We start from the raw sequence: 13670 nt of genomic DNA, 5'->3' as shown, positions 1-13670 counted from the left end.
ACTGAAGGAGGAAATGGGATATGCAAGCGAATGAAGAAATCAAAGTAGGGGAAAAACTGCAAGACATTACAGGCATGACTTGTATTTACGTTCCAGTGAGTGACGTCTACGAGTCCGTTAAATGGTATCAGAAAAATTTAGGATGCCAACCTTCAAACATCCATCTTGTTGAACCTGGAATGGAAATGTCGATCTTAAGGTTTCTCGATGCTAATGGAAAACCTCAAAACGCTGCTACAGGGTCGATTCCTGCTTTGTTCCTTATCCAATCAGGGTCTGAAGGTGGTCGACTAGGATTTACAGGAACAAGAGGAGGTCACCGCCAAGCAGTTGGGTGTTTCGTTACTCCTCGTATCCAAGAACTTTTCGAACGTTTAAGGAAAACGGAGTAAACATCGTAGGCGAAATTCGGCAAACTTGTGGTCCAAACTTACAGTTCTATGACCCTGATGATAATTTTTGGGAAATATGGCAGCCTTAATAGTTTTAACTTACGGAATACGATAGTTAAATTAACCGCCTTCTAAGAAGGCGGTTATCCTTTTTTCCCAAAATCAACATTACGATATAACATAGCCTAATTGTAAAATGTTTTTTCACCACTAACTGAAAGAAAAATTTGTATTTATCGAAACTTTTCAATCTTTCTCAAAAACATTAATTTAAGAACCAGAAAATTATTAACTAATGACAACCATAACCAAATCATTAATTAATAAGGTTTTTAAGTCTTCGCTTGTATTCCCCAATGCCATGCTCTTTTAGTATCTTCATTGATTGATAAAGCCAAGCTCTTTTGCCAAATCTTTCACGAATTAGAATTTTATCAAGACCTGTATTTGTTAGACAAAATTCATTCTTAGGATCAGAATATCCTAAGAATCTAAATGGAAGTGTTGGAACAATATCAAATCTATTAAATATATGGTACGGTAAAATAGTTGCGTTTACGGCATCAATATTACCGAATCTTGGCATTCCAAATGTATAGCAAGTAATCAGTTTATAATTTCTTATTTCAATCCTCTCAAATATTTCAATTCGATCGTATCTTTCAATTCTATGTTTTAAGTATGTTTGATACATAATCGTAGCCAAAGCACCTCCAAGCGAATGTCCAGTAAAAACGACTTTTGTATCATTACTACTGTGCTTATCCAATTCTGCTTGGAGTTTCCCATAAATCTTTGAGACTTCACGAAAGAAACCAGAATGATATTTTAAATCGTAGCTATAATTCACTCTTTGTGACATTATATTTACTCGCATATCAACGTAAAACTCATAAGTACCTCTTACAGTTACGAACAGCATGTTTTTCATTTCAATTCCAATAATTATCATCTTTCGACTTTCTATAATGAATGCAATGTTAAGCCCCTCATTAAACCCCATAATACTTGACGTTATTTCTCGGATATTAGAGGATTTTTCAGAATCGAATATTTCCCAGTACTTTTTGCATGGGATAAACTTTACTCTTTTTATAGATTCTCTTTCAAATTCAGGAATATGTAGATAAGCTAATTCTGAGAGTATTGAACAAACGTAAGCTTTTTTTATTGTAAATTCCTCATTCTCCCACATGTCATCCATGATAGTGTTCAATACTGTTCTTAATTCGTTACTTTCCACCATTTATTTATTCCATCTCCTAAAACGAAAGTTGTTCCTATATGATACTTTCACATATTTAAACGAGAATAAAAAAATTGCTAATAAAAACGTTTATCAAATGGTAAATGCTTCTTAACACAATTTTTTACAACTATTATACAAACTGGAATCTCCAAGAACTATAATCCTTTCAAATATGCTGATCCTAAGTATGATACATAAAATCTCGTTTTTATTGAGGCATATATCCACATCAATCCAATGTGCTTTTGTCTAATTTATAGCATATATATTATTTCAATTTTAAACATATCAAAAAATTTAGAAGTGGTTGACTTTTATTAAGAACTTCTATCAATGTCACGAACTAAACTGTCATGGCACTTAACAAGCATTTCTGCAACTTGACTATTGTCTGCTATGAATTTGACTTCTATTATTCACCTAAAGAATTTAATAAATAACTGGCTAGTCGCTGACGTTTCAAATTTCTATAATTCTCCAGAATAACCCTATCCCCTTTTTCTATCAATTCATTTATATATGTAGGATAAAAATAAAAATTAACTTCACTATTTTGTTCTACAGATGGCGTATATCGTCTAAAGCGATTGTCTCTCAACATGTCTTCCTCATCCATATAATAAGTAATGCTTTTGTATTTATTACCTACATCATAATTTGGAGATTGTGAGTATTTATAAGAGAATTTATTTGAAATGTATCGTCCCATAGATTTTGAATAAGGCTCTTTACTAATAACTGTTTTAATATTTTTTTTTAATAAATCGATATCCATTGTAGGCTCTACGCCATAAATGGTAGCCATTGTATGTATATGCTTTACACGATAAAAATTAAATTCAGGCATACCTCTATCTATTTTCTTTATTACCTGGCAATACGTTTCATATATTTCTTCTCCATTCCATTCTTCTGACAATATTACGTAATATTGATATGAATTAAATAAATCCACATAGCAACACAAATATTTTTGATGAGAAAACAAGATTAAACTATGAGACAATTCAAGGGAAGTATCAAGTTCTAAATAACTATCAAATGCGTTAAGAGCAATAAACGGAATAATAATTGCATTGAATGTTATCCGTTCAATTTCATTTTTGTTTTTCTTTACGCTTAACATCGAATTTATTTTTTTTTGCGGAACTTTCTTATCGATTGCATAGTTATAAGCAATTTTACAGATACCTTGCTTTAATACATCGTCATCAATGTTAATGTCAATACAATAATCTACGATCTTAAAATTTTTCAACTCATCTTTACTTAAATTCTTTTTTTGATTTTTTTTATATTCAGGGCAATCAATAACATTTTGATTTTTTATTACTACATTATAAATTTTCCCATCACCACCATATTTAGCTATCCCTCTACAAGTTGGCATTGCTGAACTATTAGTCTTTTTAATATTCTTTATCTGTGTTACAACAGGACTAAATAATTTGCAGAATCTATCATCAATTTCTCGTCTAACTACATTGTTGCACCTATTACAACATATTTTCTTGGACTCATATATCCCGCCCAGTGCATTTTGTATAATATGTTCCCTGCTTTCATTTATTTTACAGATAAATTCTCCGCAATAAATACAATTCATTATTACCCTCCATGTTTTTTCAGTACTGCTTTTGGGCTTCGGCAGAATCATCTCAATAATATCCAAACGCTTAGGATTCCTTCTCAACTATACGGTGAAGATTCACGTCAGGGATAGATGCACAATTAAATGTCTTACCTTTAACAGAAATCTTTAGCATTTTTTCATCTCTTGAGAGATAATTACATCATATTTAGGCTGATTGGCTCCATATCGAACGGAATTATCATAACCACATCTTCCAAACATGTCAGCAATAAATGCTTTTGCAGCCACACCAACATGGAAGTACTTCAATTTTATTGGTCCAAATAAATTTCTCCAAATCTTCGAATTAGATTTACTTACAATGAAAACACCATTCAGCGTTTAGTCTATGAGCATCTTTTGTGTCTGTGATCCAAAAATAATTACCGTTTTTACAACTGTTTTCAATCACTTTTTGATGGAAATACCTTTCTTCTAGGTTTAGACATGTCGTTCTATGAATTATTGCTCTCCTTTGTGGCTTGTCCGTTATGACAATATAACCATTGTTTAGGGTTTTAAGTTGAGTAAACTCTAATAGTGTCTTTATCTCCAAATGAGTCATCTAATCACTCCCATAAATCCATTTACGTCAATTATACCATCCATGCTTTTCCAGTTATACTAGAATGTATCGTTCGTGAAAATTATATGTCGCTGCCTGGGAGTGCATACACCTCTGCCGAAAAAGCACTTTTTTTTCAGGATTTTAAGTACCCCCCTACCCCTATAGAACAAAGAAAAAAGCATCCTCACTAACTGGATGCTTCGTATCACTTACAAATTTAAGTTAATAATCACGTTATCCATATCATCTTGCAAAATGCCGATATATCTCAACGTCACAGAAGGAGACGAATGATTAAATATTTGTTGAAGCAGTACAATATCAGTTCCTGCTTTATAAGCAAAGTATCCAAACGTCTTACGGAGAGTATGCGTACCAATACCATCTTCAATCCCAACGATCCTAGCAGTGTCATTTATTATGTTATAAGCTTGTTGACGAGATAATGCTTTGCTCTCACCGTAATTTGTTTTTCTTGAAACAAACAGTGGTCTATCCAAATCACCGCTATACCCCTTTAGATAATCGTTAATCGCCTTTTGTACATTTTCTGAGAATACAAACCGCTTGTATTTGTTCGTCTTCTTCTCCCGCAGCTCATAATGCCCTTTAGCCTTGCCCTTCGAGTCTATCACGTCCCCAACTTTCATGAGCAATATATCACTTATTCGCAATCCGCAATTAATGCCAAGCACGAACATCAACAAGTCCCTCTTATTTTCGGTCATAACCTTCTTCATAGCATCAATTTTCCGCTTCTCACGAATAGGTTGTACGAGTTCCAAAGCAATCAACTCCTATTTGTCATAATCCCAGCAGCAGCTTACTATATGACAAATAGGTTTGTCCAGGCTGTAGTTGATAATAAATAAATAAGGCACAAACCCTTGATACGCTTGGATTTGTGCCGATTGACGTATTTGTCACAATTACATTTTGTCAAATTGATGTGTTTCCACATAAATCATAAGTTTTTTATAGAAAAGATATTTGACGCTTACTATACTTTCATTTTGTTATACTATTATTCTTTAGTATATCGCAAATCGAAAGAAATTTTAGCCCTTCTTGTGATAATTTATATTCACTTATATCATTTTTTCGAGTGAAATCTAATAGATTAAATTTAAATAAGGTAGGTGCGATATTGTAATAAATAAATAATGATTTATCTTTATTACTGACACCATTAATAAAAGTTTGGTACTCAGTTGTAAAAAAATGGAGAATACTGATTTTATCATTCCAATTTGGTGGTTTAACCAGGTGAGAACCTAGGACCTTTCCAATGTCATTGACTGAAATACCGTTTATGACAAAGTTCTTATCAACCATTTCTTCAAGCTTCTTAATTCGATTATTTAATCTATTATTTTCATCTAATAACTCAATCATTTCTTTTGACTTATCAAAAATATCTCTTGCTGACACCCAACCTGCTAAATCATTTCTTTGTTCTAGTTCCCTGAGTGACTTTAATATTCCATTTTCAATGTCTTTCAAATCATCAATTCTCTTTACTAGTTTTGATTTCATTAAACCATCTCTAAAATCTTTGTGCATTTGAGGATTATCTTGTTCCAAGACTTTAGTATGATCTCCCATCTTAGCGACTTTACCTTGAATAGCGTCATCAGTTAAAGCAAGAGCAAATCTAGCTTTACCAGATTGACCAGCGTAATCAAATTCCCAATGAGTATAGCTTTGAGATTTGTCAGGTAATAAAGAACCATATCTTCCACCTAAAATAAGCAGATAAACATCTGAATCATTTATCCACTTCGTAACAATCTCTTGTTGTGATTCATCTCCTGCTGTAAACAACTCCATACCAGCGGGTATATGTCCTGCATTTAAGACTGCTTGTACAGCAGCTTGTCTTTCTTCTTTTAAATCAGTAAATGTCGAAGATATGAACACCTGTAGTTTTTTATCCATTTTTACTACTCCTTAATATTTAGCAAAAGTTCACACCGTACTCGATTCTATGTATTCAAGGAAATCCAATCCTCTTTTTGTTAAGATAAAAGAATAATTATCACCGTTGGTAACAAGACCGTACTGGATAAATTGTGGTAATAAATCGTTAACTATAGTTCTTGAAGAATTATTGTTGATAATCTCTATCACATATATCCCTTTCTTTAATCTTTCCCCATAGAGAATGAATTGACGTAATAAGTTAAAACTATCGCTTATTCCATTATGTTTCTCCTCTGGAAGAAAGGATTCTTCTAGAAGTTTCTTTATATCATCAAACCACATATTTTCATTTTTTTTTCTTTCTGAACTATTTGATGTAATGCTACTCCTTAATTGGTTTAGTTCCTTTTGCATTTCAATAACTATCTTCCCTGTTACCCAGCCTGTTAAATCTTCTCTTTGCTCAATCTCCCTCAATGATTTGAATATACCATTTTCTATATCCTTTGTATCATCAATTGGCTTGATTAGCTTTGATTTTAGTAACCCTTCTTTAAAACTCTTAAGTAACTGTGGACTCTCTTGCTCCATTGCTTTTTTATACGTCAATTGTTCAATTTTTCTCTGAAGAGCATTTTCAGTTAATACAAGAGCAAATCTTGGTTTCCCAACTTCTCCAGCATAGTCAAATTCCCAATGCGTATAGCTTTTCGTACCATCAGGTAACATTGAACCATATCTGCCACCTAGAATAAGCATATAAACATCCGAATCATTTATCCATTTCTTAATTATCTCCTGTTGTGTTTCATCACCTGCGGTGAATAATTCCATACCAGCGGGTATATGTCCTGCATTTAGGACTGCTTGTACAGCAGCTTGTCTTTCTTCTTTTAAATCTGTAAATGTCGAAGATATGAACACCTGTAGTTTCTTTTTCATGTCACTATCCGCCTTATATTAATTTTCGATTTATTACTCAATAAACCCATGTTCCCACAAAGCTACCACGACATCCATCTGCGAGTTGTGCTTCTTATCTTTTCCATCCATAACAGCTTCCCACAGTACCTTCTTATCATCTGCCAGAGCAGGATTCACCTTCAGCAACTCTACAGCCTTTACAGCATACTCCTTATTCATTTGCGAACTACTTCTCTCAGTATAGATTCCCTGCGGAATACCATGAACTAGTTCTGCTTCACAAAGCCCTAGAAATGCGTTCTTGGGACAACTTTTTTCTCTGGAAGATTTGCTTTCGAATATCTCTAGGTTTGCTAACTTCCAAGCATCATTAGGAGTATAAGCTTGCTTTGATTTAATAAATTTTACAGCAAGTATGGCTGCTTGTCCGTATTTGTTCACTATTTAATCATCCTTCTGGAATTAATATATAGAAATGCAGAATTTCATTAAGAAAAATATTCTTTTAATTTTTGCTTAAGTAAGTCTCTATCCCATAATATTATATTAGACTTTTGTGAAAGACTTATTGCTGATTTAGTAAAGACATTGTTTGTTACAACAAGTCCTTTTTGTAACCCATAGTATGATAAGCCAGCAATTACTTCTTGAACCGCTTTATTTGAAACTGCCGAAGAAAAGCATTTGGCTTGTATACCAAGTGTGTTATCATTCTTTTTAGCAATTATATCGATTCCCTGATCTCCAGAAGCGATAGTTAAATCACATCTATAACCCATTGTTTCAAATAATTTGCAGATAAACTCTTCGAACTCATTCCCATTCATTAAATCTATATCATCTATACTAATTACATTTTTTTGAGTCGTATTAGTTTTCATCAGCCTTTGACTATATTGTTGTCTCTGGTAAATTTCAGCGCTCGTTTTAACAGTAAAATAAACTTCATCTATATCCTTTATTACCTTATCACTACGAAACAATCTGGTCTTTATGAATCTTTTTTTCTTAAGAAGGAAATATGTAAACAGATTTATATTATACTCTTCAAAAGCGTTTAAATCAGAACTATTAAAATATATATCATACCACTGATCGGGTTTATGACCCTTGAACAAATAACCATATTTCTCATCGAAAATATGAGCGTAATAAGTTACTGACTCTTCCGTGATCTTTTTCCACAAATCCTTTAAATCATAGAAATGCTTTGAAAATGATTCAAAGAAGAAGATAATCTTATCGTAATATTCTATTGTTGATTTTGAAAATTGCTTTTTATTATAATAAATTGTTTCAGACCTAAAGGATTGGGGTGAGTAGCGATCCTTATTATTTTCAACTACATAATTAATAAATTGGCCCAATTGTCCTCTTTTTGAACTATCAATCAGTAGTAAATTTAGGGACTCGTTAATAAAATTATGTATTATTTGTGTATATTCTTCGTCAGATAATCTTTTCACATTGGGTTCTCCAAATATCAATATAGTTGTAAATTATAGGAAGATAGTACCATAGTGGCTTAAAACTCACAAGAATGATATTCAGTTTTTAGCTTCCTTTTACGTAACCTATTATTTACACCCCACTTTATCTATCAAGTAATCATCTAAAGTTTATGACTTATTCCTTGTCGCTACTTCTCTCGTATAATGGTAACTTCTATTTTCATTTTCAACCGTACAAAAACATGAATAGTTATCGTAAAATTTAACATGGCTCGGTCGGCTGAACAGTTTAAGAGAGACTAAATTAAAGAAGTGAAATCAAAAAAACGCACTTGTCTCATGGACTGTGCGTTTCTATTTCATCGGTTAAATTCTAAGCTAACATTTATAATCTCATTACACATTAGTCGACCATTATATTAAAAGTGGTAGGTAATAAAGAATTTAGGACTATCATTTTGTTCTTGTATAACTTGTATCTGTTTCATCTTTTCATTATGTCTAAGTTCTTCTTCAAGTAAGTTTAGAGCTTCTTTCAAAGAATCTGCACGCTTATTACTTACATAGCCTTCCATAAGTTCAAGGAAATACGGATTCCAATAATGAGAAGGCACTTCACTCTCAGCCTTTAATTGATTGATAAAAACAATTCTATCACTCCGTATCTTATCGATACGTTTTTGATGCTTGCTTTTCCTACTTAGTAAAATGAATCCTTTAAATAAATACAACATTATGCAGTAAAATACCGCACCACTCACAATAACAATTACTATTTGTTTATCTGTAGGATTTAGGTTGAATAGTTCACCATCTGTGAAAAAAGCAATTCCAAAAATAAAACAAAAAAATAAAAGGAAATAAAAGAACAAATGAGGTATACAACCCCAAACCAATGGTTCTTTTTCGACTTTGTAAATAAAATTATCACCGTCTGCTATTTTCATTGTGATTTCTTTGGCTCTTACAATATCATTCAGTAAACTTGCTCTTTCATTAGCTAACGATCTATTCAAGGTGCTTTACTCTCTCCTGTTCTTTTGAATTATATGACAACAATTTATCGGAACAAATGTGGAATAATTTAATACCTATGGCAAGAAAATACAAAGAAAAAGAGAAAGAGCTTGCTTAGTTTCAAAACTGTCGTATTTAGTTACGCATCTCACAACAACATATTTGTTTAAGATTTATTCATTGTCGGTGCCAGATGACTAATAAGCTTTTCTTTAAGTTCTTCTATTGAAAAAGCAGGAAACTGTTTATGCAGCATTGCATGACAATTAGGACATACAGGTCGTAAATCCACTATTGGGTCAACTTCATATTCAGTTCCAATTTCATGTAATGATTTCAAGTGATGTACGTGAACGAAGTCCTTTCCTAATTCCCCATACTTATTCTTAAAGTTAAAACCGCACACATTACAGTCTAAACCATAATGTTCAATACACTTTCTTCTTGCAACTGGATTTCGTTCGTACACATTAACGTGTATTTGCTTTGTAGCACCTTCAAAAAGCTTGTACGGCTCAATTACTTCTTCTGAAAGCCTTTCTGGATGGTTCTCAACGTTATCGCTAAATATCCAAGTAATTTCTACGGGTGAAGTATCCTTGTGACTTTTTGCATTTCCGTTCCCTAAGTAGAGGAATTTAGGATTGTTGTTATCCATTCTAACAAATATATGTATTTTGCCTTTTGGCATTAACATTGATTTTATTGATTCTTGGCTGATCCTGGAACCGTTCTTTCCATGCCAAATAAATTCATCTCCTAGAAACCTATTGTCATGATCATGCCCTGTTCTTCCTGTTGTATTTATATTTGCAAAAATAAACCATTCTTCATTAAAACGGTTATACCCTGTATCCCAATTTCCGCCTTGTTGAGGTACAGGAACACCTATAATTTGATAAATATCTTTTCTTGAATATAAATGTCCTGTTTCAAACTTATTGTGAACTTCATCTACATTCGTATTATCATCAAATTCGTTAACAACAAGAAAACCAAGTTTCCTTAAGAACTTATTACTTTCATCCCCACCACTAAATTCACTTGGTAAGAGTTCTTTTCCATTTGCATAATAGTTTGCTAGTGAAATTGTGTATTTTGGAGGGTAATACTTCCCTTTATGCACCACTACATACTTTGTTGGCTCCCTGTTTTCTGGAACGCCTTCCTTTCGGATTTGTTCAATTGCTTGGATAATATGTTCAGCGGTGATATTGGAGGGGATCATATATATTGCTCCATCTTAGTTTATTAGGGCATTCAGTTTTTCTATTCAAATTAATTGTATCAACGATTCCACATATTGTCATTACATAAGAAATAGCCTACCAAGCAGCAGGCTTTCTAGCGCCATCACAGTTCAGAGGGCAACAACGAGGAGGAGCTACTTACACGATCAAATTATTTGTCACCCATTCTCTATTAAAGATCTGTACTTTATAAAAGATGGGTGACAAATCTAATTCCTAGCATTTAACCAACTTTTTGGGATTACCTTTTCCTTTAATTATCTCAATCTTATAAGAACGTGCCAATAGTAGCTTTTGAATATTTTCACTACCCATCATCTTGGAGAACTGCTTGCTACTTAAGCCCATTTTCTCCTGGAGTCGAGCATAAGTAATCTCCTTCACACCCTCTAACTCATATATGTCAAGTAAATCCTTGAATCCTTTCTGATTCCCATTGTTCTTCTTTCCATCAATAGCTTCTTCTAATAAGGCGTGAGCATCCCATGGCACGATCATGCACTTAGGAAACTTCGTTCCAAGCATTTCTAAGAAAATCTTATCTTTGTGAAATACGAAGACCTTTCCTTTTACGCTCTTAGTATTATCACGTTGACTTGTCCGTTTGATCTCTTGTGAGTAGTCAACGATCATATCAAGCAACTTAATCTCTTCAATCAAGGGGTCATTGAACCTTCGTACCTTGTCAAATACAGAACACTTTATATCCGTCAAGGTTTGCCCCTTATGATCATAGATCGCTCTCGCCTTCGCAATATAATGTTCTTCTCGTTTGTGCAAAATGCCACCTAAAAAGACAATGTCACAGTCCTTGAATTTATTGCTACCTTTCGTTTCTCCGTAGTGAGCAACAATGACCCTGTCTTCGTCAATGTACTGCTTTAGATTGCTTTCAATTTCTTTTTGAATGTCCTTAAACATTGGGAAGAACATTCTACTATTGGGATTCTCTTCAAGAATCTCAATTGCTTGTTTGCAAAGTGCCTTAACCCTCTTTTTTAAAGTTGTTTTGGAACCGCTAATATAACTGCATTGATTAATTTCAAGATTTTCATATGTCCTTAGTGGTTCAAAATTAACCATGTTATAATCTTCGTGCTTGTACTCAGGGTCAATGTTAGCTGTTCCATCAAAGATCACAGTTGAGAAATCATTTGTATTTGCATAATTCTTGTAACTACTAGTGACCAAAAAAGTCTTTTTATCTTTGCTTTGTTTTAAATTGCTTAGATATGTGTGACCACCATTGCGTAGTATACTTTCTAAGAAATTGAGAAACTCATATATCTCTTGCCTATAGCTGAATTTAGAGTAAAATACTTTCTCAAATTGCTTTGTGAAATGAAAATCTTTTATCAATGGTTCTAATAATTCTCTATGCTTAGCATTCTGAAAAACAAGCTTCACATGATCAGTCGCAAATTCAAACTCTTGTAAGCTTAATTGGTCATCGTTCTTGATTAGATATGTTTTCACATGTTCATCATACTTTGTGAACCGCTTCAGATCCATTTCCATTGTTGTTGTGGTAAAGGGTTTTTCATCAATAATTAATAGTTGTCTAGGAAGCTTTTCTTCACCACTTTTGAAATACTTGTATTCACTTAGATTTTGAAATCCTTGATCTAATCTTTTTAATGTCATTACCAGGATTGGATACTCTTTTTGCTCATTTGATTGTTGATAGTATCGACACTCTTTAATGTATGGACAATCCAACTTAAGAGCCATGTGTGCGCAATGCTTTAAAGTTTGGTTTTCTCTGTAATTTCTTAAGCATTCTCCTTCTTCATATCCGTACATCGCATAGGCATTGAGTCCACGGAAGTCAACATTTAATAAATCTCTAAGATTTTTGGCGTCTTCCTTTCTCTCTACAACAACGATGCAACCAAAATCCTTATTAACTTCAAGCATATATTGCGTGAATATTCTAATAATTTCAGACTTGCCTGCTCCCATATCAAGGGGCATGAGATAAGGTTTATCATATGGCTTTGCTTTCAATAGAATTTTAATTGTGTCAATAATGTATTGCTTGTGTCTCTCGTTTGGCTCTTGATTCCAACTATTAAAAGAATGCAGTACTTCGTTATAAATTTCGTTTGCAATGTAAGATTCATATTCACTCAATTGCAAATCAGGAAGATTGTTGATACTTAAAGCATCTTGTTTGATTTTAGTTAGTGTACCAACAATATCCAGATCATAGCGGTTGAAAGCATCAATTACATCATCCCAATTTAGTTTTTCTGCTAATATATCTATGGGTTCACCTGCACCACAACCGCTGCAATGATACCACATGTATTCGATATTAATCCAAGCACTAGGATATTTATCTGGATGGGTTCCAATGCAACAATGCAATCTTATAGATTCCTCTGTTTCTGTTCGAATACTGATTTTTTCTCTTATCAAGTCTAGTATCTTTTCTTTCCTAGTTGGATTCATTTCATCATGCTTTGAAAGACCATTCTTTTTAATTACTCTCTTGAGAGAAGCATCGTCCAAAGGTGGTAAAGCATCTTGCAAATGGCTTTGTTCATACCTAAAAGTAGGATTCCATATTCTTATTCTCACAGGATACTTTTTTTGGGGGTCTTTCATGTGATAAAAGAAAGGCATTCTTAACGTATGAGATTCATTGATACAGCACTCATCACCATCAAAGTGTTGAATAAGCTGCATTTGAATATGCCTATACAATTCGGATTTTCCATTATCAAGAAACCAATACACATGATAACCATGTTTTGTCTCTACCACACAAGAAGGTTTAATAGAAAAAGCCTTTATCTCTTGAGCCTTCTCATGTTTAAATTTCTTAAGTAACGATACATCGTGTCTAATCTCTCTTGTAGCATCAATATCAACAAATTGGCAATTGATGACTCCACCATTGACCACATGATGATCTGATGCTGTACAAGTGTCCATATCATTAAAATTTGGGGAATTGACTGTTAAATGAACCCCGCAAGCGCCATAAGTATCCCCAAGTGCATGTTGATAAAAGTCACTTGTTACTTTATGTAGTTCCTCAATAGAATGCTTACAATATAGCTGTTTTCCGTTCCTGCCCATTTCATAGAAGTAATCCCCGTATCGTATCAAGCTGTTGGGATATCCAACTCCAGAGTCAGGAAGAAACCTGATTTCAAATGTGTTTTCTCCATGTACAGCATTAAGAAAAGCCATTAAGTTTTTGTCAACTTGTAAAACTTCATCTTCATTAACCTTTAGAATCGTTGACATACGCT

General features: G+C 33.3%; 11 protein-coding genes. 1 reads left to right on the top strand and 10 read right to left on the bottom strand.

Annotation, left to right across the window (positions count from 1 at the left end):
• Nucleotides 1-20 precede the first annotated feature (20 nt).
• Nucleotides 21-392, top strand: a complete 372-nt coding sequence (locus tag AC58QD_RS14710; RefSeq protein ID WP_497334442.1) for a hypothetical protein — start codon at nucleotides 21-23, stop codon at nucleotides 390-392.
• Nucleotides 393-708: 316 nt separating this feature from the next.
• Here AC58QD_RS14710 and AC58QD_RS14705 read toward each other — a convergent pair whose 3' ends face one another.
• The 10 genes from AC58QD_RS14705 to AC58QD_RS14660 all read right to left on the bottom strand — a co-directional run bounded on the left by AC58QD_RS14705 (nucleotide 709) and on the right by AC58QD_RS14660 (nucleotide 13665).
• Complete coding sequence (locus tag AC58QD_RS14705; RefSeq protein ID WP_497334440.1) at nucleotides 709-1638, bottom strand: lipase family protein; 930 nt, start codon at nucleotides 1636-1638, stop codon at nucleotides 709-711.
• Nucleotides 1639-2053: 415 nt separating this feature from the next.
• Nucleotides 2054-3247, bottom strand: a complete 1194-nt coding sequence (locus AC58QD_RS14700) for an HNH endonuclease (protein ID WP_497334438.1) — start codon at nucleotides 3245-3247, stop codon at nucleotides 2054-2056.
• Between the two features lie 804 nt (nucleotides 3248-4051).
• Nucleotides 4052-4627 carry a tyrosine-type recombinase/integrase gene (locus AC58QD_RS14695; protein WP_497334436.1) on the bottom strand — a complete coding sequence of 192 codons (576 nt, stop codon included), beginning with the start codon at nucleotides 4625-4627 and terminating at the stop codon, nucleotides 4052-4054.
• Nucleotides 4628-4850: 223 nt separating this feature from the next.
• The gene (locus AC58QD_RS14690) at nucleotides 4851-5780 is read right to left on the bottom strand and encodes a DUF4062 domain-containing protein (protein WP_497334434.1); all 930 of its coding nucleotides are present in this window, start codon (nucleotides 5778-5780) and stop codon (nucleotides 4851-4853) included.
• A gap of 30 nt (nucleotides 5781-5810) precedes the next feature.
• On the bottom strand, nucleotides 5811-6707 hold the full coding sequence (locus AC58QD_RS14685; RefSeq protein WP_497334432.1) for a DUF4062 domain-containing protein: 897 nt from the start codon (nucleotides 6705-6707) through the stop codon (nucleotides 5811-5813).
• 33 nt (nucleotides 6708-6740) lie between these two features.
• A complete protein-coding gene (locus AC58QD_RS14680; protein WP_497334430.1) occupies nucleotides 6741-7130 on the bottom strand; it encodes a DUF6979 family protein in 390 nt (129 codons plus the stop codon).
• Between the two features lie 47 nt (nucleotides 7131-7177).
• A complete protein-coding gene (locus AC58QD_RS14675) occupies nucleotides 7178-8155 on the bottom strand; it encodes a restriction endonuclease (RefSeq protein ID WP_497334428.1) in 978 nt (325 codons plus the stop codon).
• A 404-nt stretch (nucleotides 8156-8559) separates the two neighbouring features.
• Nucleotides 8560-9156, bottom strand: a complete 597-nt coding sequence (locus AC58QD_RS14670) for a hypothetical protein (RefSeq protein WP_497334426.1) — start codon at nucleotides 9154-9156, stop codon at nucleotides 8560-8562.
• A 167-nt stretch (nucleotides 9157-9323) separates the two neighbouring features.
• Nucleotides 9324-10385: a DUF3427 domain-containing protein gene (locus AC58QD_RS14665; protein WP_497334424.1), complete on the bottom strand. Its 1062-nt coding sequence runs from the start codon at nucleotides 10383-10385 to the stop codon at nucleotides 9324-9326.
• A 238-nt stretch (nucleotides 10386-10623) separates the two neighbouring features.
• On the bottom strand, nucleotides 10624-13665 hold the full coding sequence (locus tag AC58QD_RS14660; protein ID WP_497334422.1) for a hypothetical protein: 3042 nt from the start codon (nucleotides 13663-13665) through the stop codon (nucleotides 10624-10626).
• Nucleotides 13666-13670: the final 5 nt, after the last annotated feature.

The organism is Paenibacillus sp. J2R1T-4 (assembly GCF_059692235.1).
The sequence above is the reverse complement of the archived record's forward strand: the minus strand, read 5'-3'. Positions and strand labels throughout refer to the sequence as shown.

Excerpts from the sequence above, each read along its gene's own strand:
- AC58QD_RS14660 (WP_497334422.1), bottom strand. The coding sequence starts at position 13,665 with ATGTCAACGATTCTAAAGGTTAATGAAGATGAAGTTTTACAAGTTGAC.
- AC58QD_RS14685 (WP_497334432.1), bottom strand. The coding sequence starts at position 6,707 with ATGAAAAAGAAACTACAGGTGTTCATATCTTCGACATTTACAGATTTA.
- AC58QD_RS14705 (WP_497334440.1), bottom strand. The coding sequence starts at position 1,638 with ATGGTGGAAAGTAACGAATTAAGAACAGTATTGAACACTATCATGGAT.
- AC58QD_RS14700 (WP_497334438.1), bottom strand. The coding sequence starts at position 3,247 with ATGAATTGTATTTATTGCGGAGAATTTATCTGTAAAATAAATGAAAGC.
- AC58QD_RS14665 (WP_497334424.1), bottom strand. The coding sequence starts at position 10,385 with ATGATCCCCTCCAATATCACCGCTGAACATATTATCCAAGCAATTGAA.
- AC58QD_RS14690 (WP_497334434.1), bottom strand. The coding sequence starts at position 5,780 with ATGGATAAAAAACTACAGGTGTTCATATCTTCGACATTTACTGATTTA.
- AC58QD_RS14710 (WP_497334442.1), top strand. The coding sequence starts at position 21 with ATGCAAGCGAATGAAGAAATCAAAGTAGGGGAAAAACTGCAAGACATT.